General features: G+C 54.2%; 23 protein-coding genes. 6 read left to right on the forward strand and 17 right to left on the reverse strand.

Annotated elements, in window-relative coordinates; translation table 11 throughout:
• Positions 1-3: 3 nt before the first annotated feature.
• The 7 genes from citF to ACMWJS_RS05305 all read right to left on the reverse strand — a co-directional run bounded on the left by citF (position 4) and on the right by ACMWJS_RS05305 (position 7,170).
• A complete protein-coding gene (gene citF / locus ACMWJS_RS05275) occupies positions 4-1,524 on the reverse strand; it encodes a citrate lyase subunit alpha (RefSeq protein WP_414746759.1) in 1,521 nt (506 codons plus the stop codon).
• A 28-nt stretch (positions 1,525-1,552) separates the two neighbouring features.
• Positions 1,553-2,428, reverse strand: coding sequence for a citrate (pro-3S)-lyase subunit beta (gene citE / locus ACMWJS_RS05280; RefSeq protein WP_414746760.1), 876 nt, complete (start codon positions 2,426-2,428; stop codon positions 1,553-1,555).
• Entirely contained in the window at positions 2,428-2,718 is a 291-nt protein-coding gene (citD, locus tag ACMWJS_RS05285; protein ID WP_334756164.1) for a citrate lyase acyl carrier protein, read from the reverse strand. Before citD ends, citE begins: the two co-directional genes overlap by 1 nt.
• A gap of 24 nt (positions 2,719-2,742) precedes the next feature.
• Complete coding sequence (gene citC / locus ACMWJS_RS05290) at positions 2,743-3,810, reverse strand: [citrate (pro-3S)-lyase] ligase (RefSeq protein WP_414746761.1); 1,068 nt, start codon at positions 3,808-3,810, stop codon at positions 2,743-2,745.
• 18 nt (positions 3,811-3,828) lie between these two features.
• Entirely contained in the window at positions 3,829-4,692 is an 864-nt protein-coding gene (locus tag ACMWJS_RS05295; RefSeq protein WP_414746762.1) for a fumarylacetoacetate hydrolase family protein, read from the reverse strand.
• Between the two features lie 71 nt (positions 4,693-4,763).
• A complete protein-coding gene (locus tag ACMWJS_RS05300; RefSeq protein ID WP_262820776.1) occupies positions 4,764-6,008 on the reverse strand; it encodes an MFS transporter in 1,245 nt (414 codons plus the stop codon).
• Between the two features lie 73 nt (positions 6,009-6,081).
• Positions 6,082-7,170, reverse strand: a complete 1,089-nt coding sequence (locus ACMWJS_RS05305; protein ID WP_262820777.1) for a 4-oxalomesaconate tautomerase — start codon at positions 7,168-7,170, stop codon at positions 6,082-6,084.
• Positions 7,171-7,324: 154 nt separating this feature from the next.
• Here ACMWJS_RS05305 and ACMWJS_RS05310 point away from each other — a divergent pair, with 154 nt between their 5' ends.
• On the forward strand, positions 7,325-8,254 hold the full coding sequence (locus ACMWJS_RS05310) for a LysR family transcriptional regulator (protein ID WP_262821008.1): 930 nt from the start codon (positions 7,325-7,327) through the stop codon (positions 8,252-8,254).
• Between the two features lie 38 nt (positions 8,255-8,292).
• Here ACMWJS_RS05310 and nhoA read toward each other — a convergent pair whose 3' ends face one another.
• A complete protein-coding gene (gene nhoA, locus ACMWJS_RS05315; RefSeq protein WP_414746763.1) occupies positions 8,293-9,138 on the reverse strand; it encodes an N-hydroxyarylamine O-acetyltransferase in 846 nt (281 codons plus the stop codon).
• Between the two features lie 108 nt (positions 9,139-9,246).
• On the opposite strand from nhoA, the gene ACMWJS_RS05320 reads away from it, so the two are divergent.
• The 3 genes from ACMWJS_RS05320 (at position 9,247) to ACMWJS_RS05330 (ending at position 10,592) form a co-directional block, all read left to right on the forward strand.
• Entirely contained in the window at positions 9,247-9,819 is a 573-nt protein-coding gene (locus tag ACMWJS_RS05320; protein WP_395994981.1) for a flavin reductase family protein, read from the forward strand.
• 126 nt (positions 9,820-9,945) lie between these two features.
• A complete protein-coding gene (locus ACMWJS_RS05325) occupies positions 9,946-10,167 on the forward strand; it encodes a hypothetical protein (protein ID WP_414746764.1) in 222 nt (73 codons plus the stop codon).
• A complete protein-coding gene (locus ACMWJS_RS05330; protein WP_414746765.1) occupies positions 10,167-10,592 on the forward strand; it encodes a DUF3828 domain-containing protein in 426 nt (141 codons plus the stop codon). The genes ACMWJS_RS05325 and ACMWJS_RS05330 overlap by 1 nt, the downstream gene beginning before the upstream one ends.
• A 77-nt stretch (positions 10,593-10,669) precedes the next feature.
• On the opposite strand, the gene fusA is transcribed toward ACMWJS_RS05330, so the two are convergent.
• Positions 10,670-12,769 carry an elongation factor G gene (gene fusA / locus ACMWJS_RS05335; protein ID WP_039262847.1) on the reverse strand — a complete coding sequence of 700 codons (2,100 nt, stop codon included), beginning with the start codon at positions 12,767-12,769 and terminating at the stop codon, positions 10,670-10,672.
• 160 nt (positions 12,770-12,929) lie between these two features.
• Between fusA and ACMWJS_RS05340 the strand changes: the two genes are divergently transcribed.
• Positions 12,930-13,229 (forward strand): ArsR/SmtB family transcription factor, encoded by a 300-nt coding sequence (locus ACMWJS_RS05340; RefSeq protein WP_008501755.1) that lies wholly within the window; start codon positions 12,930-12,932, stop codon positions 13,227-13,229.
• Here the strand turns inward: ACMWJS_RS05340 and ACMWJS_RS05345 are convergent.
• A complete protein-coding gene (locus ACMWJS_RS05345) occupies positions 13,222-13,863 on the reverse strand; it encodes a DNA-binding protein (RefSeq protein ID WP_407364674.1) in 642 nt (213 codons plus the stop codon). The two genes, ACMWJS_RS05340 and ACMWJS_RS05345, sit on opposite strands and share 8 nt — an antisense overlap.
• A 121-nt stretch (positions 13,864-13,984) precedes the next feature.
• Positions 13,985-15,316, reverse strand: a complete 1,332-nt coding sequence (locus tag ACMWJS_RS05350) for a 2-hydroxycarboxylate transporter family protein (protein WP_414746766.1) — start codon at positions 15,314-15,316, stop codon at positions 13,985-13,987.
• Between the two features lie 415 nt (positions 15,317-15,731).
• Here ACMWJS_RS05350 and ACMWJS_RS05355 point away from each other — a divergent pair, with 415 nt between their 5' ends.
• Positions 15,732-17,417: an NAD-dependent malic enzyme gene (locus ACMWJS_RS05355; RefSeq protein ID WP_414746767.1), complete on the forward strand. Its 1,686-nt coding sequence runs from the start codon at positions 15,732-15,734 to the stop codon at positions 17,415-17,417.
• 44 nt (positions 17,418-17,461) lie between these two features.
• Here ACMWJS_RS05355 and ACMWJS_RS05360 read toward each other — a convergent pair whose 3' ends face one another.
• The 6 genes from ACMWJS_RS05360 to ACMWJS_RS05385 form a co-directional block, all read right to left on the reverse strand.
• On the reverse strand, positions 17,462-18,463 hold the full coding sequence (locus ACMWJS_RS05360; protein WP_414746768.1) for a Kdo(2)-lipid IV(A) acyltransferase: 1,002 nt from the start codon (positions 18,461-18,463) through the stop codon (positions 17,462-17,464).
• Positions 18,464-18,647: 184 nt separating this feature from the next.
• Positions 18,648-18,878 carry a tautomerase PptA gene (gene pptA / locus ACMWJS_RS05365; RefSeq protein WP_262763568.1) on the reverse strand — a complete coding sequence of 77 codons (231 nt, stop codon included), beginning with the start codon at positions 18,876-18,878 and terminating at the stop codon, positions 18,648-18,650.
• Positions 18,879-18,915: 37 nt separating this feature from the next.
• Positions 18,916-19,533 carry a glutathione S-transferase family protein gene (locus tag ACMWJS_RS05370; RefSeq protein ID WP_414746769.1) on the reverse strand — a complete coding sequence of 206 codons (618 nt, stop codon included), beginning with the start codon at positions 19,531-19,533 and terminating at the stop codon, positions 18,916-18,918.
• Positions 19,534-19,574: 41 nt separating this feature from the next.
• Complete coding sequence (locus ACMWJS_RS05375; protein ID WP_262763563.1) at positions 19,575-20,462, reverse strand: ABC transporter substrate-binding protein; 888 nt, start codon at positions 20,460-20,462, stop codon at positions 19,575-19,577.
• 9 nt (positions 20,463-20,471) lie between these two features.
• Positions 20,472-21,245 (reverse strand): amino acid ABC transporter ATP-binding protein, encoded by a 774-nt coding sequence (locus ACMWJS_RS05380; RefSeq protein WP_023292311.1) that lies wholly within the window; start codon positions 21,243-21,245, stop codon positions 20,472-20,474.
• Positions 21,229-22,155 carry an amino acid ABC transporter permease gene (locus ACMWJS_RS05385; protein WP_414746770.1) on the reverse strand — a complete coding sequence of 309 codons (927 nt, stop codon included), beginning with the start codon at positions 22,153-22,155 and terminating at the stop codon, positions 21,229-21,231. Before ACMWJS_RS05385 ends, ACMWJS_RS05380 begins: the two co-directional genes overlap by 17 nt.
• Between the last annotated feature and the right edge of the window lie 2 nt (positions 22,156-22,157).

Below are 22,157 nucleotides of genomic sequence, written 5' to 3' on the forward strand. Positions count from 1 at the left end.
GGATTACTCCTTCACCTGGCGCACGACATCAATCACGCTGCCGTCACGGTAGCGCACCACGCCGACGATCCGATCGGTAAACTCGACAGGCTTAGGTTCACCTGAGATGAGCAGCGCCTTTTGATACAGCGCATCAATGTCGACAACGGGCAGCCCGGCGTTAATCAGGCGTTCGCGGATTTCCGGGCGCGCCGGGTTCACGGCAATACCGTGATCGGTAACCAAAACGTCAATACTTTCGCCCGGCGTCACCAGCGTGGTGACCTGTCTGACGACGGTAGGAATGCGGCTACGGATCAGTGGAGCCACGACGATGGTGAGATTGGCCGCCGCGGCGACGTCGCAGTGTCCGCCTGACGCCCCACGCATCACGCCGTCGGAGCCGGTCAGGACGTTGACATTGAACTGGGTGTCCACCTCCAGCGCGCTGAGAATGACCACGTCCACCTTGTCACAGCAGGCGGCTTTTGCAGCCGGATTCGCATAGACGTTAGTGGAAATTTCCACATGGTCAGGATTGACCGCCATGGAGGCTGCCGCCGTGCCGTCAAAGCTTTGCGTATCGAGGATCTTTTCAATTAACCCTTTCTGATGCAGATCGACAATGCTGCCGGTGATCCCGCCGAGCGCAAATCGGGCGACAATATTGTGTTTGCGCATCCGGGTTTCCATAAACCGCGTACAGGCAGTTGACGCCGCACCTGACCCGGTCTGAATGGAAAAGCCGTTGCGGAAATAGCCGGAATGTTCAATCACGTCGGCGGCAGAACGGGCAATCATCAGCTCGCGTGGGTTGCTGGTGACCCTGGCGGCACCGACGCTGATTTTTGCCGGATCACCGACGCTCTCAATCTGCACCACATAGTCAACCTGATCCTGAATGATACTGGCCGGCAAGTTAGGGAATGGTTTCAGGGTTTCGGTAAGCAAAACCACCTTCCTGGCATATTTTGCGTCGACCATCGCATAACCGAGCGAGCCGCACTGCGATGTGCCGCCGTTACCGCTGGCATTGCCATATTCGTCACTGCACGAGACTGCCAGGAAAGCGACATCAATGGCAATTTCGCCCTTCTGAATCAAATTCACCCGCCCGCCGTGGGAGTGGATTTGTACCGGCTCGTCCATCAGACCGTGTGAAATCGCATCTGCCAGTTCGCCACGCATCCCGGAGGTGTAGATTTTGCCGATTACGCCATTGCGAATGTGTTCAATAAGCGGCGTGTTGCAGGACATTAACGAACTGGATGCCAGCGTGATCCCTTTCAGACCACGCTGAGCCAGTTTGTCCATCACGTAGTTGATGACCTTATCCCCTTCGCGGAAGGCGTGATGGAAAGACACGGTCATGCCGTCATGCAGATCGCAGCGGGCCAGCACCTCGTCCACGCTGGCAAAAAATTTTCGCTGTGACTTTTGCTGACTGTCAGCAAGATAAGGCGTCGTCGCGTTAGCGCCGCAGAAGGCGATGTATTCACGACGAGAGCCTGGAATGTGATGCAGGGTTTCAGTTAGGTTTTTCATTATTCATCCTGTCGCTTGCAATAGGGGATTACTGACGAATGCCGGAGGCATTTTTGCGTTCGATCACGACGCGGGCATGGTTGATGATTGGCGCATCAATCATTTTGCCGTTCAGTGAAATCACCCCGAGTCCGTTGCGCTCCCCTTCCTCTGCGGCTGCAATCACGCGCTCCGCATAGTCCACCTCTTCCTGGGTTGGCGCGTAGGCGTTATGCAGAATTTCAATTTGTCGTGGATTAATCAGCGATTTTCCGTTGAAGCCCATCCTGCGGATGAGGTCTACCTCTTTCAGGAAACCGGCTTCATCATTCACATCGGCGTACACCACATCGAACGCATCAATACCGGCCCCGCGTGCGGCATGGAGTACGGCGCAGCGGGCATAGAAAAGCTCCGTGCCGTCGCCCCGCTCGGTTTGCATATCCATCACATAGTCAAAGGCTGCCAGGGCAATCCCCATTAAACGCCTGGATGATTTCGCAATGGCGACTGCGTTAATGACGCCTACGGCAGATTCGATCGCTGCCATTAATTTGGTTGAGCCAACAGGACGCCCGCAGCTTTCTTCAATACGGACAATTTCACGTTCGAGTTGGTGGATATCTTCCGGAGAGTCGGTTTTCGGCAAACGAATAACATCGACACCCGCCCTGACGGCGGCCTCCAGATCTTTTAATCCAAACGGGGTATTCAGAGGATTAATTCTGACAACGGTTTCAATATCGTTGTACATCGGGTGTTGCAGAGCATGAAATACCAGAAGTCGGGCGCTGTCTTTTTCTTTCAGCGCGACGGCATCCTCCAGATCAAACATAATGGAGTCAGGTTTATAAATAAATGCCGTCGAAAGCATGGCGGCACTTGAACCGGGAATAAATAACATACTGCGGCGTAACTTTTTCATTATAACGTTTCCCATGCAATGTCATCCCGGGCCGTTCCCCTGAGCAAAGCAGCCTGCACCCGGGCGCGGATCACGCAATCCAGGGCACCTTTATCATCAACAATGATCTGCCCTTGCTCGATGTTGAACGCGGCCAGGGTTTCATTTACCACCTCTGCAATTCGATCCCCGAATTGCTTATACACTTCGCTTTCAATAACGACATCCAGCCCGCTTTCGACGGGGCTTACCTTGACCATCAGGTCGCTGGACTCGAGCGTTCCCGCCATCGCAGCTTGCACAATTTTCATATCAGATATCCTGTAATAAGGCGGTTAAACTGCTGCCGACAACGGTTCGGATAAACAAGGCTGATGCTGCGCCTCATTCTTCAGAAACGCGCGCGTCGTGACCGGCACCATGCGGTTGGCGGCAGAGAATTTGTTTTCATTTAATAAACGACGAACGGCGGAAGCCGATACCGGCACATTATTGTCATCCGTTCTTCTTTCTATTTCGTGTATGCTGATAGCGGCTGCCTGGCATGTTTCATCTTCCAGCCAGCGATGCATTGCCCGGTTATATTCAGCGGTTAACGAACAGAACGGCTCTGTGCCCACAAAACGATGATTAATATTCAGCGCGGGGGCGATGTAATTTCTGAACAGCATGAGATCAATGGCCGCATAGGCTTTATTAATGACCTGCTTATCTTTCAGAAAATAGCCCGGGAATGTCCCGCGAGAAATAATATACGCAGACCCCGGATGTACGGTGACATTTCGCAGATGCCGCGATCCGTCTCTGACCATCGCAAACCGTTCTTTAAAGGAAAAAGTGGAGACATCTTCCTGAACCACGAAAACATGGAGCCAGTCGCACTGGCCTGCCGCATGCTCGATGAGGTATTGATGGCCCAGCGTGAACGGATTCGCGTTCATCACGATCGCGCCAATATTTTTCCCGGGCACGAAATGATGGCTTCGGAGCTGGCTGCAGTAACGATGAATACCGACCGGCGTGTTCTCCATTAATGCCGCACAGTTCTCGACGGTCACCAACGGATAGAATCCGCATCCGCGAAACGACTTCACATTATCCGGACAGGTAAAGAGAAAGAGCTGATGTTCGCCGTTTTGTGCCGCCAGAAGTTCGGCCTCATGAATTAACGTCAGGCTTAACGACGTGCCCCGCCATCCGGCATCCACAGCAATGCATTTTAAGGTGTTACCCGCAATGCCGGTGCAGGCGACAAGATGGCGCCGATCGCGCGCAACGATGAATTGCTCAATATCATCATCAATGCCTAAACCGTTGCGTGCCAGAAAGCGGACAACCTCCTCTCTGGCCTTCGAGTTACCGGCGTTAATCACCTCAAATTCTGGCGTTGTGGCGGTGTACATCGTCTCTCTCCTGCGCGTTTAAACGGTCAATTCTTGTTGCTGGGGCTGCGCTTCCACGATGGTGTTCATCAGGCGGCCAATGTTTTCAATTTCGACTTCGACGCGATCGCCATCGCGCATAAACAGAGGCGGATTACGTTTTTTACCGACGCCACCAGGCGAGCCGGTAATAATGACGTCCCCGGCGCTGAGGGAGGTGAACGTGCTGATATAGGCGATAAGATCGGCCACTTTGTGGATCATGCTGCCGGTGGAGTCATTCTGAACCAGCATGCCGTTCAGCCAGGTGTGGATGGTCAACGCGTGAGGATCGGGGATCTCATCCGTTGTGGTCATATAGGGGCCGAAAGCGCCGGTTTGCTTCCAGTTTTTACCGGCGGTGAACCAGGCGTGCTGCCAGTCGCGGACGGAACCATCCATATAGCAGCTGTATCCCGCAACGTGGTTGAGCGCGTTGTTGACGTCAATTCGGGAGCCGGGTTTGCCGATGATCACGGCCAGCTCGCCTTCGTAATCAAATTCGCTTGAAAGAACCGGTTTTAGAACGGGCCGCGCATGTCCGGTTTGCGAATCAGGGAAGCGGATAAACAGCGTGGGGGCATTATTCGTCTCGGCAAATTCTTTTCTTTTTTCTGCATAATTCATCCCCACGCAGAAAATCTTTCCAGGCTCTTCGATAACGGGCAAGAAGGTGATGTCTTTATGCATAATATCCGCAGGGCAGTCGCTATACTGCCTGGCGACATCAATCGCATCCCATTGAAGGAGATCTTTCAGGGTTGCATATTGATGGCCAATTTTATTACCCAAGTCGATAAAGCCCGACTCAGTATAAATTCCGTAGCTTTTACGGCCCTGATGAATATAACTTGCTAGTTTCATAATAATACCTGATTAATATACGTGCTCATTCTGTGTTCACGCTCTGAAGCGTGAACACATTGTCATGCTACTTACTCGGCTGACTGCGCTGGAACCAGAACCTGCTTATTACCAGATGCAAGATACGTAGCCACGACTACGCCAACGCCAAGTAATGCCAGAATAAATCCGGTCATTCCCTGCCAGCCCATTGAATGGAAGACAAAACCGTTGATAAAACCAATCACCGAACCGCCCATGTAGTAGAAGAATAAATAGAGCGCGACGGCCTGACCTCTTGCATGAGTGGCATTTTTACTGACCCAGCTTAAGCCGATAGAATGGCAGCCGAAGAAACAGCCGGTAAAAATCACTGCGCCAACAATAAAGGTGACGACGTTTGACGTCAGCGTCAGCAACATGCCCAGGGCCATTATCAAAAACAGCACGCGCAATACCTTCATTGCGCCATATTTCGCCGATAAACGACCGGCCTGTGGCGCCGTAAAGAAACTCAGGGCGAAGCTAAAGGAGAGCAATCCTGCGTTTGCCGGTGAAATATGGAACGGTTCTCCTTTCAGGAAGAAGGCCAGATAGTTATACAGTGAGGTAAATGCGCCGAAGATAATAAAGCTGATGACAAACGCCAGCGCCAGATTTTTGTTTTTGAAATGGGAAGCCGCCCCTTTCACCATACGCATAACGTTAAGATTCTGCGTAGGCGTGAAGTTTTTCGATTCCGGCAACAGGAACTTCACCAGAATCGCAACCGCGATCAGGCTGACTGCAAACCCGTAGAAGATCACATTGATTGAAACGTGGTCGATCAGCTGGCTGGCAACAATACGACCGGACATGCCGCCCATCGAGTTACCGAAAACAAAATAACCCGTCACGATGCCTGCCGCTACCGGTGCGACCTCTTCGCTGATATAGGCCGTTGCTGCCGCAGCGATGCCGCTCAGCGCCAGACCAATCACCGCACGCAGCGCCACCAGCATTGCCCAGGACTGAACCAGTGGGCAGAGCAGCGTCAGAATGCCGCCCAACAGGAGAGAGACGATAATTAACCGCTTCCTGCCGTAGTGATCGGATAATGTCCCGGTAAACAATAATCCAATTGCCAGCAAGGCCGTCTCTGCTGATAAGATAATACTCACCTGGCTAACCGGAACATTATATTCCACCGCAAGCATCGGGAGCAGAGGCTGAATAAAAAACAGAGAAGCCAGTTCAGCAAGCCCGGATAATGCGAGGGCCAGAATGACACGAATATGCGCGCTGGCTTTTACCGGCTCGGGCGCTTTCAGGGTATTGTTAGTATGCGTTAACGCCATAATAACCTCAGTATTATAGTTAAGGTACAGAATGTATTTTTTAAGATGGGTGATTTTTTGGTTCAGAATTTACTTAATCAACTTCAGAGAGCATTTTTTCTGACACGCAAACGACGCCTTCAAATAACTTGCGTGACGTGCGAATAACCGCGGCTCGGGTATTTTCGATATTATTTCCGTCCCTCAGCAGCGAAACGGATATTTTTCCACTGGGGTGTTCAATATCGATAATGTTGGTAAAGCGTTCCTTTGGACGATCGGCGATGATTTTCGCCGCGATGGAACCGTCAATAAGCGTCGCGGTTGAAATACCAATCGAACCGGTTATCGCAAGCGATTTATGGCACGTATGCGGCATGAAGTACCGCACCTGAAGCGTCCCGCCGTTACGGGCCCGACTGAGGAGAACCGGTTTAGGGATTACTTTATTTGAAACATCCCCTAAACCCATCGCCGTGCCAGCCTGTCGGCGCAAATTTTCCAGTTTTTCTTTAAATGCTTTATCGCCATCTAATTCCGCTGGCGCTTCCCCACCAGTTTTACCCAGCGCCGAAGCGTCAATCAAAACCATCGGCATCGCCATATCTATGCAGGTGACTTCAATACCGTCAAACACGTTTGTCACGCTACCGGTCGGCAGCAGTTTTCCCGTTTTCGAACCCGCCGAATTCAGGAAGGTTAAACCAATGGGCGCGGCAGTACCCGGAACTCCGTCAATCTGGGTATCGCCGTCATACACAACGCGATAATCAGGCGTTTGCACCTCGGCGTCGACCAGTGTTCCGGTGTTCAGATTGCGGATACGAACCGTCGTCACCGGGCTTTGCGCCTTAACCAGCCCCTTTTCAATGGCAAAGGGACCGACAGCGCAGAGCATATTGCCGCAGTTAGGCGTGGTATCAACGCGACGTTCGTTCACCATCACTTGTGCGAACAGATAATCCACATCCGCGTCCGGACTGTCGGAAGGACTGACGATCGCCACCTTACTGGTTTGCGGGCTTCCGCCGCCAATGCCGTCAATTTCAAGTTCGTGGCCAGCGCCCATCAATCCGAGCAATACCGCGTCACGCTCTTCACTGTCCGCAGGCAGATCGCTGGCCAGAATGACCGGGCCTTTTGACGTACCGCCACGCATTAATACGCAAGGGATCTTTAACATGTCTTTTTCTCATTTCGCTTATATCAGGAACGCAATAAGGTTTTCACACTCGGGTTGATAACTCTAATGTCAAAAAAAGCAGGATTAATACGTTTTGCACATTAATAACCCTTGCGTTATCGTGGTTAAAGAAAAGCAAAAATGGAATACAGATATGCAGCATGAATTACAGGGAATACAAGCGTTTGTAAAAATTGCAGAAATCGGATGTTTTACAAAGGCATCGCAATTTCTTCACATTTCACAACCAGCTTTAACACGCAGAATTCAGAAACTGGAAGAGAGTCTGGGAACCACGCTGTTTGAACGTTCGACGCGCAGCGTCAAACTCACAACGGTGGGAAGGGAATTTTTACCTAAGGCTAAGAATTTAATCGATTTTTATGAAAGCTCGATCATGAGTATTAAAGAGATGGCGACGCATCAGGCTGGCGTTATTACGGTTTCCTGTATCCCGACAGCCGCGTTCTATTTTCTGCCTTCCGTGATACGAGATTATAACAATGACTACCCAAACATCCGTATTCGCATACTTGAGCACAGCGCCAGCGATTGTCTCGAAGCGGTATTAAATGGCGACGCAGATTTCGGCATAAATATGATAAACATCACACATCCCAATATCGATTTCGCGCCGCTGGTGAACGAACCCTTTGTGCTGGCATGCCGACGGGATAATCCGCTGGCAAAAAAACAGCTGGTCACCTGGGACGATCTGGCTGGCATGAAGCTGATTGGTGTCAGACGCTCCAGCGGAAACCGTTCGCTTATCGATCAGGCTTTTGAAAAGATGGACTGGAAGCCGAACTGGTTTTACGAAGTGCGTCACCTGTCAACGTCATTGGGGATGGTAGAGGCGGGTCTCGGGGTGTCTGTTGTGCCGAGTCTGGCGATGCCGACTGATGAACATCATGTCCTTGTCAGTCGCCCGCTGATTGAACCCGTGATCCGGCGAACACTGGGGCTAGTACAACGCCGGGAAAACCCTCTCAGCCCGGCGGCGGAAAAATTCAGAGAGCTGCTTGTTCAGCTATGGTCAGCGGAAAACAACAGCCCGTGGATCGGCAAGTTTACTCAGTTGTAAGCCATCATATGACAAAGGGGCTAAGGCCCCTTTGCGCATTATTTTCCCGCCTGAGGATGTGTATCAAAGCCCGCCATCACCGCCGTCAATTCTGCAAGTGAAAATCCGTGTTTTGCATCGTCAACGCCCAGCCCAAAGCGTTCCTGCATCAGCTTGTAAAGCGCTGCCGCATCGGAAAGATGGATCTGCTCCTCCACATGACCGTTCTGCCAGTGGGTAAAGTTGAAGTTGGTCAGCGTCAGCTTGCCGCCGTCCGGCAGATGGCGGCACATCAGCAGATGATGGCGGAAGTGCGACTGCGGCCAGTGCGCCGACCAGAAATTCCCCATCACGTAATCACTGAAATACTGTGTTGTCAGGTCAAAATGGTACATCGACTGCCAGTGCTCGTGGTGACGGAACTGCAGCACCCAGTCGTTACCCTCGCTCAGCAGACGATACAGGCCGTGCGGCGTTTCCTGTTCCTCACTGGCGAGCAGACGAATTGGCGCCGTCAGCGTCTGGCCGCCAAATCCCACGTCCGCAATCCAGCGCTCGCCGTTAAGCTCAACCAGCAGCAGGCGGTGCGTGCGCGGCGGCATTTGCGGCGGGCTCGCTAATACCACGCGTCCCAGCACGCTGCGTACCGTGAAGCCGACTTCACGCAATACCCGCTCAAACAGGCCGTTTTGCTCAAAGCAATATCCTCCGCGACGGGCGGCGATCAGCTTGTCGACCAGGCACCGATCGTCAAGCTGGATTTCGCGCGGCAGCACGACGTCAATATTCTCAAAGGGGATCGCACAGTTATGGTGTAAATGCAGCGCGCGCAGGGTATCGATATCCACCCGTGTCGGTTGCGTCCAGCCGATGCGAGCGAAGTAGTCGGTCAGGAATGGGGACATACATCAGTTTCCTTTGATTGTGATGTTCTGTTTATAAACTAATTTTACGCACTCACTTTGATTTACGTGCTTTTTCGTCATACTCATCGTTACAGATGAGGAGATCCTATGAGCCACTTTCGCCCTGTTGAATTACGTCATGCCAGCCGTTTGCTGAACCACGGCCCTACCGTGCTGATCACCAGCCGCGATGAAAGCCTGGACAGACGTAACGTTATGGCCGCCGCATGGTCAATGCCCGTTGAGTTTGAACCGCCGCGCATCGCAATCGTGGTGGACAAAAGTACCTGGTCACGCGAGCTGATCGAACGCAGCGGGAAATTTGGCATCGTCATCCCCGGCGTGGCGGCAACCAACTGGACTTACGCGGTCGGCAGCGTCAGCGGGCGCGATGAGGACAAATTCAACTGCTATGGGATCCCGGTGGTGAATGGCCCGGAGCTCGGCCTGCCGGTCATTGAAGAGAAATGCCTGGCGTGGATGGAATGCCGGTTATTACCCGTGACCTCCGCGGCAGAGAAATACGACACCCTGTTTGGCGAAGTGGTTTCAGCGGCAGCGGATGAACGGGCGTTTATCGCCGGACGCTGGCAGTTTGACGGGGATAAGCTCAATACCCTGCATCATCTTGGGGCCGGGACGTTTGTGGCGAGCGGGAAGATGGTGAAGGCGCTGGACTGATTGTTTAAATCATATATGGCTGAATTATATTAAATTTCTATGGCATTTTATGTTTACTCTTGCGTTGTAAAACGGAGGATATTTCCGGAGTTGCTGCATTAGCACTCTCCCGTTAAGGAAATATCAATGTCATGGAATAAAGATGGCGCAATCTCCTATGCCAAATCACACGCCCAACCGAAGAGCACCGGCTATTGTGCTCGCTACGTCACCGAAGCGATCAGAACAGGGGGAAGATTAAAAATTCCCAATACGCGTCTGGCAAAAGATATGGGGCGTACATTGGTCAACGCTGGATTCCGCCTGGTATACGATCAACCTCATTACGAACTGTTCAGGCACGACTAATGAAAATACTCTGCTTTTTTCTTTTTGCCCTGTCTCCGTTCGCAGTCGCCCAAACTGACTATGCCCCAGGCCAGGCTGCGCTTAAATTTAATCAATGGTATATCGCTCAGCTGAATCAGGACAAACCACCAGTGCTGAATCCAGACATTATGAATGAATACATTGCCTCTGGAACAATTGATGCAATTAAGGAGATGTACTCAGGAGACAGTAACGAAAAAGACATGCCCGATGCTGATATGTTCATTAAAGCGCAGGACTGGGATGAGGACTGGGATCAGATAACCGTTCTGCATTCTGATTTTGATGCCGTTTGCTCAAACGTTTATATCGCATTTGGTAAGAAACAAGATCACGTTGTAGCAGATTGTCTCGTTCAGGAAAAAGGGAAATGGAAAGTTCGGTCGGCCACGCTGATCAAGTAATAAACGTCTATGAAAGCCCTCTGCTACAGCGGCAAAAGCACATGATAGCCCAGCGACTACCATGTGCAATTCATTAACTACTTCGCACGCCGTGAAATAATCTCATCCGCAACATTCCGCGGGGCTTCCGCAAAATGATGGAACTCCATCGTATACGTCGCGCGTCCCTGGGACATCGAACGCAATGTCGTGGCATAACCAAACATCTCTGCCAGCGGTACGTCGGCGCGGATAATCTGGCTGCCGTACTGCTCTGCCATCCCCTGCACCATGCCGCGTCGGGAAGAGAGATCGCCCATGATGTTACCGGCGTACTCTTCCGGTGTTTCCACCTCCACGTGCATGATCGGCTCAAGAATCACCGGATCCGCCCTGCGGGCCCCCTCTTTAAAGCCGAGGATCGCCGCCATGCGGAACGCCATCTCCGAGGAGTCGACGTCGTGATACGAGCCAAACGTCAGCGTCGCTTTGACATCGACGACCGGATAGCCCGCCAGCACGCCGCTGTTCATCGCTTCACGCAGTCCTTTCTCAACGGACGGAATATACTCACGCGGCACCACGCCGCCCTTAGTAGCATCTTCAAATTTAAAGCCACTTCCAGGCTCCAGCGGCTCCAGGCTCAGCACCACATGGCCGTACTGGCCTTTACCGCCGGACTGTCGGACAAATTTGCCTTCGATGTCCTTCACCGTTTTACGCAGGGTTTCACGGTAGGTCACCTGCGGACGACCGATATTTGCTTCGACGCCAAACTCACGCTTCATGCGGTCGACGATAATCTCAAGGTGTAACTCACCCATCCCGGAGATAATGGTCTGACCGGACTCCTCGTCAGTGTGCAGGCGGAAAGACGGGTCTTCCGCCGCCAGGCGCTGCAGCGCAATGCCCATTTTCTCCTGATCGCCTTTGGTTTTCGGCTCAATCGCCAGCGAAATCACCGGATCCGGGAACTCCATGCGCTCAAGCGTAATGACGGCGTTCGGATCGGTGAGCGTGTCACCGGTGGTCACGTCTTTCAGCCCGACGCAGGCTGCGATATCCCCGGCGCGCAGTTCGTCCACCTCGTGGCGATCGTTGGCATGCATCAGCACGATACGCCCGATGCGCTCTTTCTTCCCTTTCACCGGGTTATACACCGCGTCGCCTTTGCGCAGCACGCCAGAGTACACGCGGATAAAGGTCAGTTGTCCGACGTACGGGTCGCTCATCAACTTGAACGCCAGAGCCGAGAACGGCTCATCATCACTCGGGTGACGCTCCGCGTGCTGCCCTTTTTCATCCACGCCATCGATGGCCGGCACGTCCAGCGGCGACGGCATAAGCTCAATCACCGCATCGAGCATGCGCTGTACGCCTTTGTTTTTGAACGCGCTGCCGCACAGCATCGGCTGGATTTCGCCCGAAATGGTGCGAATACGTAGTCCTTTGATAATTTCTGCTTCCGTCAGGTCGCCGGTTTCCAGGTATTTGTCCATCAGTTCATCGCTGGCTTCCGCCGCCGCAGAGACCATTTTTTCCCGCCATTCCTGGGCGGTACTGACCAAATCGTCCGGCACGGGGGCATAGGTAAACACCATGCCCTGCGTCGCGTCGTCCCACAGAATGGTGCGCATCTTGATCAGATCCACCACGCCGGTGAAGTGATCTTCGGCCCCCACCGGGATGACAATCGGCACCGGATTGGCCTTCAGGCGTTCCTGCATCATCCGCACGACGCGGAAGAAATCGGCACCCGGACGGTCCATTTTGTTGACGAAGGCCAGACGCGGAACGTGATATTTATTGGCCTGACGCCAGACGGTTTCCGACTGCGGCTGCACGCCGCCCACGGAGTCATACACCATCACGGCACCGTCGAGTACGCGCATGGAACGTTCCACCTCAATGGTGAAGTCCACGTGTCCCGGGGTGTCGATGATGTTGATCCGGTGCGGTTCATAGCCTCTGTCCATGCCTGGCCAGAAGCAGCTAACCGCCGCGGACGTAATGGTGATCCCGCGCTCTTGCTCCTGCGCCATCCAGTCAGTGGTTGCCGCGCCATCGTGTACTTCACCCAGCTTGTGGCTCATCCCGGTATAAAACAGGATGCGCTCAGTGGTGGTAGTTTTACCGGCATCGATATGCGCGGAGATACCGATGTTGCGATAACGTTCGAGAGGGATGGGTCGGGGCATGATATTTCCTTAGTCACTATGACATGTTTGTGACGACCAGGATGGTCGTGCATTCGTTCGTTTGCTATAATAGTCCTATTGTACGAGTATTATCGAACTATTTTTTAAGGGTTGACCTATTGTTGATATAGCTCAATCTGACGCCATACGCAGGAAAACGATGATCCCTAACCACCCTGAAACTGAACAAATACTGCTGGAAAATGTGCTCTTTGCCCTCGGCAACCCGCTCCGGCTATCGATTATTCGCCGGCTCGCCGATGGCAGCGAACTCAGCTGCAACGCGCTGCGCCCGGAGGATGTGGTGAAGTCCACGATGACCCATCACTGGCGCGTATTGCGCGACAGCGGGGTCATCTGGCAGCGTCCGCAGGGACGCGAAAACATGATTTCATTGCGACGAGACGATCTGGATACCCGCTTTCCGGGGCTGATGGCGATCCTGCTGCAGGTTAAGTAATTTCAGTCCCTTCCAGGCGATAGACCGGGATCTGCCGGGTTGTTTTGGTGAGCGTATCGAACACCTCGGCGTTGGACGTCACGATCCGCATCCCTGTTTTGCGTAGCCGTTGAACATCAGCCGCGATGCGCTGAATGCCAAACCAGAAAAGCCCGTCGAGCGCGGTCACAGACAGCCCGTTTTCCAGCGCCAGTTTGAGGCGCTCCTTTGGCGCTTTCACCTGCTGGGCAATTTGCCGGTAAGACGATTCCGTCGCACCCGTGGCGTCACTGCGCTGGATACGTGTCTTCAGGTGATAGGTAAACTCGTCAGGTATGCCGTCCAGATCCCGTTTAAGGCTGTAGACGCAGCCAAAGCGCTTGCCGTTAAACAGAACATTTTTCTGACTGAGCTGAAGCTCTTTTCTGACAGCGTCAATCAACTGGGGGGCGCGGGTGAGAAGTAGCCTGAAAGGCAGCTCGAAGCTGGTGACGTAGTCCACATTAAGCAACGCGAGACGCAGACGATCCTCCGCACCGGACTGTTGCTCACGGCACTCCTCCAGCACCTCCGCCCACTGGCGCGTCAGGCGCTCCGGTTCGGCGGCTTCGGTCAGGAGATATTTTTCAATCTGATAATCAACTCTTCCGGTCATCGTGTGGTATCCCGTCGCTGTGGCTGCGGTAATTCTATACAGCGCGGTGAGTTTTATAAAGGACTGAACCGCAGCGACACGCTGTAAATGTCGTTGCGATTCAGTATCCTGAGGTTTCGAATCAGTGCGCCATAACCCAGCCCATCAGCAGCGTGGCCAAAATGACCGTCGAGGCACCGCCGATACGCGTCGCAATCTGCGCGAACGGCATGAGCGACATGCGGTTGGAGGCGGACAGAATGGCCACATCTCCCGTACCGCCCAGCCCACTGTGGCAGCAGGTTACAATCGCCGCTTCCACCGGATACATATTCAGACGCGACGCAATCACGTAGCCGCTCAGCGCCATCGCAATCACCACCGATCCGCATACCACTACATAGCCCACCGAGAAGACCGACACCACGCTCTCAAGCGGCACGTATAGCATCCCGAGGCCGATCATCAGCGGCCAGACCAGCGCAGCCGAAACGAATTTATAGCAGCTGTGCGCCCCCTGCTCCATTGAGGCCGGGATCACCCTGAAGTATTTACACAGGACAGCAATCAGGATCATCAGCACCGGACCGGGAATGTGGACCAGTTTTTCAAACAAGCCCCCGACGATGAAAAATGCGCACACCATCAGCAATCCGCCGCCCATCAGATGAAAATCCGTCTGCTGTGCGCTTTGCGCCCCGGCAAACAGGCTGGCGTCATCTTTACTCCGCGTGAGCATGCCATTTCCTGAAAGCGCAGGACGTTTCGTCCCGAGACGCGCCAGCGAGCCGGCACAAATAATGGCGAAGATATTTCCGACGACCGCAGCAGGAGCCAGCTGCGCCACGTAGACGTCCGGCGTCTGCCCCAGTATGGCCGAATAGGCCAGAGACAGGGGCAAAATCCCCTCGCCAATTCCGCCGCCAATGATAGGGACAATGATAAAGAAGAAGGTGTGGTAAGGCGTATACCCAAACAGCGTTCCCACAATAAGCCCGCTCAGCACGGCCATCAATGTCCCCGCCACCAGCGGAACAAACATGCGCATCATGCCCTGGATCAGCAGCACCCGGTTCATCCCCAGAATACTGCCGACTACCAGGCAGGCGATGACGAAATAGAGCAGATTCGCCTCCTTCATCAGCAGATGCACCGTATCAAGGGTTTGTTTCCCGAATGCGCCAAAATAGACCAGCACGGAAGGCACCATCAGACACAGGATCGCCGGGCCGCCGATGTCCTTCAGCACGGGGATTTGACGCCCCACTTTGGCAAACGCAAAGCCAAGGGTCATGATGACTGCCAGTCCGCCTATCATATTTTTCGGCAGCAGCCCTGCCCAGGCGGACGTCGCCACAATCGCGGCAATCCCCACGAACAGCATCAACGGGACTGCGCCAACCTCAGTATTGTTGAGCCCAAAGGCGAAACGCGAGGTCGACAGCTCAGAAGTCGGTACAGGATTATCTTTCATATAATCACCTGAAATTTGTGTTCGGATATGCAGAGAACGGAATAAACGAAAAACTATTCCTGATTCGAATAAATGTTCTTAAATAGAAAATAAAAACTTTGGTGGCCTTTTCTAAAAACAGGCTCAGCGTGAAATTAACATACCCTCCCAAAGAGAAATGTGAACACAATAGCCCTTTCCTTTTAAATAATTTAATTCATTATTATGTAACTAAAGTTATTCATTACATTCAATGCAATTCTTTTGAAATTAATAAAACCAGAAAGAATGTGAACCTTGTCACTCCTGATCCGTTAGCTAAGCGCTAAATTAGCTCCCCAACAAAACACAGAAAACTGCGTGCCTTTATCATCCTTAAAGTCACTGTTTCTGCTCGTCTTATTTTCTGTTTCGTTTAAATATTCAGGAGTTGACCATGTCTCGTAAAGACGTTCTGTACACGCCCTATAATGGCGCCGTACTGCTGGAGAATCCGTTATTAAATAAAGGCCTCGCCTTTATTAAAGAAGAACGGGATAATTTTAATCTGCATGGATTATTGCCGCATAACGTTGAAACCATTGAAGAGCAAACCGAGCGCGCCTGGGTGCAGTTCTGCCATTTTAAAAGCGATATTTCCCGTCATGTTTATTTGCGCAATATTCAGGACACCAATGAAACTCTCTTTTACAACCTCTTGCGTTCGCATCTGAAAGAGACGTTACCGATTATCTATACCCCGACGGTGGGTGAAGCCTGCGAGCATTTCTCCACGATTTATCGCCGCGCGCGCGGCTTGTTTATTTCATGGCCTAACCGCCATCGTATTGATGAGATGCTGCAAAGTTTCTCGCGCAACGACGTTCGGGTGATTGTGGTAACGGATGGAGAGCGCATTTTAGGGCTCGGCGACCAGGGTATCGGCGGTATGGGCATTCCGATTGGCAAGCTGTCGCTGTATACCGCCTGCGGAGGGATCCATCCGGCCTCCACCCTCCCGATTATGCTGGATGTCGGCACCAATAATCAGCAACACCTCGACGACCCGATGTACATGGGCTGGCGTCATCCGCGCATCAGCGACGATCAATACGCTGAATTTATGGATATGTTTATCAGCACGGTTAAAGCGCGCTGGCCCGACGTTCTCCTGCAGTTTGAAGACTTTGCACAGAAAAATGCCACCCGACTACTCCAGCGCTACCGCGATCAGCTGTGCTGCTTCAATGATGATATCCAGGGCACGGCAGCCGTCACCGCGGGGACGCTGATCGCAGCGGCCCACGCGGCAGGCACGCGCATTCGCGATCAGCGCGTGGTCTTCCTCGGCAGCGGCTCTGCGGGATGCGGGATCGCTGAAAAAATTGTGGCGCTGATGGTCGATGACGGCCTGACCGAGTCCGAAGCCCGCAGCAGGATCTTCATGGTCGATCGCTTCGGCCTGCTGACCGACGACATGACCAACCTGCTCGATTTCCAGAAAAACCTGCTTACCGCGCGCGACGCCGTAAGCCGCTGGCAGGTAGACGCGAAGAATATTTCCCTGCTGGACGTGGTGAAGAACGCACATCCAACGGTGATGATCGGCGTTTCAGGTCAGCCGGGGCTGTTCAGTGAAGAGATCGTCAAAGAGATGCATCGCCACTGCCCGCGCCCGATTATCATGCCGCTCTCGAACCCGACGTCGCGGGCGGAGGCCCAGCCGCAGGATCTTATCGCCTGGACCCAGGGGGCCGCGCTGGTGGCCACCGGCAGCCCGTTCGCGCCGGTATTCTGGGAGAACGCGCACTACGAGATTGCCCAGTGTAACAACGCCTATATCTTCCCGGGCCTGGGACTGGGCGTGCTGGCCTGTAACGCGCGCCGGGTGACGGAAGAGATGCTGATGGCAGCAAGCCGCAGCCTGGCCGCCCAGTCTCCACTGGTGACCACAGAAAGAGGAGGATTGCTGCCGCCGGTAGATCAGATTGAAAAGGTCTCACGCCAGATTGCCGTTGCCGTCGCCCGGGTCGCCATTGAACAAGGCATAGCGCCATCGTTAGATGATGAAACCCTGATGGCGCGTATCGAGAAGACCTGGTGGCAGGCGGACTATGCGCCGTACCGCCGATCCGCGCTGTAGCGCCGGTCATGCCCTCATCCTGCGGTGAGGGCATCGCTGTGGTGTTAGTGCTGTATGCCTGAGCGGTCAGAAAAATCGCTGGCGGAGAGACTATCACCCCGAGTTGCCGCCTGTTTCAGACGGGCATACCGATCAGGTACCCCTTCAGGACGCGTTTTGAAGCGACGGTGCAGCCACATATACTGCTCTGGGGCCATGCGTACGGCCTGCTCAATTGCCCTGTTCATCTGCGTCGCCACGGCTTCTTTATCGCCGCCCTGCAACGCCTCACTGATATCCTCCAGAATAATCAGCTCGTAACCGGTGCCATCCGCCCTGCGACGCGGCACAAAGGGGATGACGGCAGGCTTAGCGCTTTTGACCAGCATATAGCTGCCCGCCGTAGTCGCGGCATCCGGCACCGCAAAGAACGGCACAAACACGCTGTTGGTTTTGCCATAGTCGTGGTCCGGGGCGTACCACAAAATTTCATTCTGCTTTAGCGAGCGGATCATGCCCTTTAAATCATGGCGATCGAGCATGGTTTTGTTGGAACGCAGACGTCCGCGCGTCTGAAGCCAGTCCAGCAGAGCATTGTTATTAGGGCGATACACCCCGATACCGGGGTTGAGCATGCCAAATATCCGCGCGCCCAGCTCAAGCGTCAGAAAATGCATCCCCACCAGCACCACGCCTTTTCCCTGCGCCCTCGCCTTTTCCATGTGCTCATACCCCTGCACGGTAAAGCATTTCTTCACCCGCCACGCAGGCCAGAACCATGCCATCCCGGTTTCAATCACCCCCATTCCTACCGATTCAAAATTACGCTGCAGCAATGACTCGCGTTCATCCTTTTTTATCTCCGGGAAACAAAGTTCCAGGTTGCGGCGGGCAATCTCGACGCGGCGAGGAAGTAAGCGCATCGCCAGTCGCCCCAGGCCATGACCGATTCTGAACAGAAGCGGATAAGGGAGCAGCATGATGAGCCACAGAGCCGCAATGCCGGCCCAGCTTAGCCAGTAACGGGGATGAAGAAAGGCGAATGAAAAACGGGGTAATTTTGTCATCAGAAAATTATCCTTTAACGTGTCTGTCCTTAATTGATTCTGTTGAAGATCTTTCCTAAGGATGAATAAAAAGTCAGCCAGAAACGTTAATTGTAGCGGATAAAACAAAACGCATTTTTATCGATTTTTGCGAAAAACGGGAAGACGAGCCGGGGAGGATTTATTCGCTCCCCGGCAGAAGATATTACATCGAATACCCGGGCTTCTTAATAAGCTCCTCCAGCTTCGGTCCAATTTCGGTATCCCAGACCTGCGCCTTCCAGTCTTCAGGCGCGATCTGCTTCAACGCCACCGACACGGAACTGTCTTTGCTGTTGAAATGGCGAATAATCACGTCGGCAATATCTGCCGCCAGGGCAGCTCTTTGTTCGTCGTTCAAATCACGGGGAAAACATTTGATATCTACGTGTGGCATGTACAGGCTTCCGGTTGTGAATGAGGGTTCCACGTTATCAGATAATATTGTTTGCCTTTAACACCTTGTGCAGTTCCGGTCGCTGACATACGGCGTCCGCAATCGCCGTGAATTTAGGGGTATTTTCGGCAAACCAGGCGTGACGGGGCCCCCAGGTGCGCGCTACCGCTATATGCACATCGAGCAGCGTCAGCCGTTCCCCCAGCGCAAACGGGGTAGCCTTAAGCTGGCTTTCGAACCACAAATAGAGGGATTTCCGGTATTCGATGCAGTTTTTCTGCAGCTGTTCCGGCGCATCCGGCACCCAGCGTTCGGGATAGTCTGCATAGGTAAACGTGGGATAGACGTTGGCTACGAACCAGATGAGCAAACGCTGAAACTGCTGACGCTCAGCCTGCCCCACGGGCGGGGCGAGATCGGGACACCGGTCGAGCACCATCAGGGCAATCGCCGCCGTTTCGGTCATGATGGCGCCATTTTCCAGCTCCAGCGTCGGCACCTGGCACAGCGGATTGAGCTTGTGCAGCAACTCACGCTGCGGACCGGGCTGGTCAAACCCGTCCACGTTGATAAATTGATAAGGGATATCAGCCAGGGTCAGCATCACCTCACTGATTGCCGAGCCCCAGCCGGGTACACCATAAAGTTTAATCATGTTGCCCTCTCAGGAGTGAAAATCCTAAGTGTAGAGCACCATTAGTATGTTATCCCAGGCGGGTTGACCTCCGATTGCGCCACCGCTTCGCCCTGCTCGCCCCAGCGCGCCAGCACCTTCTGGTACTCTCCGCGCTCAATCGCACCGTTCAGCGCGGCCTGCAAGGCATAAACCAGTTGATTGCCTTTTTTGGTCGTGGTGGCGACATAAGCTTTCTTCGGCCCTAAACCGACCACGCGGGTTTTGCCGGTGAGCGCCGCTTTGTAAGCTGAAACCGACTGAGGACCAAAGAACACATCCGCCCTGCCGGACTGGATATAGAGATTGCCCGAGGCATCGTCGTGAAGATAGACCGGCAGCGCAGGCGCCCGCCCCGCCTTTTTATTTTCTTCGTTCCAGCCAAGCAGGATGCGCTCCTGATTGGTACCCGAGCCGACAATCACCCTTTTCCCGGCCAGATCTTCCGCGCTTTTGATTGACTGAATCTCGCTGGTGGATTTCACCGAAAACGCCAGCGAATCGACGCGGTAGGTCGCAAAATCAAACTTCTCTTTACGCTGTTCGGTCACCGCAATGTTCACCAGCGCCACGTCGTAGCGCCCGGAAGCGATCCCCAGCGGCCAGTCTTCCCACGCCGTCGGCACCAGCTTTAGCTTCAGCCCCAGGCTGCCCGCCAGCAGACGGGCAATATCCGGGTCGCTGCCGATCCGCGTGCGGTTATCGCTGGCCAGCAGCGCCAGCGGCGGGGAGTTCAGCATCGAGACGGCGACCGTCAGCGTACCTGACTCAACGAATTTATAACCGGTGGGGATTTTCGCCACGGCCTGCCGATCCACCGTCACCGGCAGCGGCTGCTCGTTGGCTTTCAGATCGATGCTGGCGTGGCTCGCCGTCGTAAAAAGCAGTCCTGCCAGAAGTCCATATTTCATCTGCGCTCCTTACAGCACTTTTGACAGGAACTGGCGCGTTCGCGCGTGCGACGGGCGGTTCAATACCGCGTCGCTGCTGCCCTGTTCCACGATTTTTCCGTCGACCATAAACACCACCTGATCCGCCACCTCGCGGGCAAAGCCGATCTCGTGAGTGACCACCACCAGCGTAGTGCCGGACCGGGCCAGTTTTTTGATTACGTCCAGCACTTCCCCTACCAGCTCCGGATCCAGCGCCGAGGTGGGTTCATCAAACAGCATCACGCGGGGACGTAACGCCAGCGCGCGGGCAATCGCAATGCGTTGCTGCTGGCCGCCGGAGAGATGGCGGGACCAGGCATCGGCTTTGTCCCGCAGCCCGACCACGTCCAGCAGGCTGTACGCCCTTTCCACCGCCTCTTTTTTGCTGAGCTTTTTATGCGCGATGGGCGCCTCAATCAGGTTTTCCAGCACCGTGAGATGGGGAAAGAGATTGAAGTTCTGAAACACATAGCCCACGTTGACGCGCTGTTTGAGGATCTCTTTCTCCTTCAGCTCGTAGAGCTTGTCGCCCTGGCGACGGTAGCCAATGTAGTCCCCGTCGATCTGAATAAAGCCTTCGTCGACGCGCTCCAGGTGGTTAATGGTACGCAGCAGCGTCGATTTTCCCGACCCGGACGGCCCGAGGATGACCGTCACGGATCCCGGCGGGATCTCAAGCGACACGTTGTCGAGCGCCTTATGGCGTCCAAAATATTTGCTGACGCCGGTAATCGAGATATGTCCTTCAGGAGAGGCTTGCATGGATAGGCTCCTGTGCTGGCGTGGTGGTGACAGAACGGGTACGACGGGCGGCACGGTTCTGATTAACCGCAGAGCGGCGTTCGCTGCGGGCAAGTGCGCGCTCAACACCGTACTGGATAGCGGACAGGACGGTGGTGATCGCCAGGTACCAGGCGGCGCCGACCATCAGCAGCGGGATCACCTCCTGCGTGCGGTTGTAGATCATCTGGATGGTATAAAACAGCTCCGGCATCGCCAGGACGTACACCATCGCTGTGCCCTTGGCGAGGCTGATGATTTCATTGAACCCCGACGGCAGAATGGTACGCAGCGCCTGAGGCAAAATGATGCGCACCGTGCGGCGCCAGGCCGGCAGACCGAGCGCGGCGGCGGCCTCATACTGCCCGTGATCGACTCCGAGGAAACCACCGCGAATGATCTCGGCGGTATAGGCGCTCTGCACCAGCGTTAGCCCCACCACGGCGGTAGAGAACTGCCCCAGCACGTTGATGGTTTCAAAACTGCCCCAGGTAATACCGGTAAACGGCACGCCGAGCGAGAGCGTGTCGTAGAGATAGGAAAAGTTGTACAGGATAATCAGCACGACGATCAGCGGCAGCGACCGAAACAGCCAGATGTACGCCCACGCCAGGCTGCTCAGCAGCCAGGATGACGAGAGTCTCGCCAGGGCCAGCATGCCGCCAAACACCACGCTCAGCGCGGTGCCGATCAGCGTCAGCAGCAGGGTCTGCCCGACACCGTCGAGGATCACCGGGTCGAAGAACCAGCGGGCGAACACCGCCCACTCCCAGCGCGGGTTAAAGGCTACGGACTGAATCACGACCGCCAGGACAAACAGCGCCACCGCGGCGCCGACGGCCCGCAGCGGATAACGCGCCGGGACCACCTTAATGCTTTCAACGTTGCTCATCG

Source organism: Enterobacter sp. HK-058-C-ECC (assembly GCF_047531125.1).
GTDB classification, from domain to species: domain Bacteria; phylum Pseudomonadota; class Gammaproteobacteria; order Enterobacterales; family Enterobacteriaceae; genus Enterobacter; species Enterobacter quasiroggenkampii.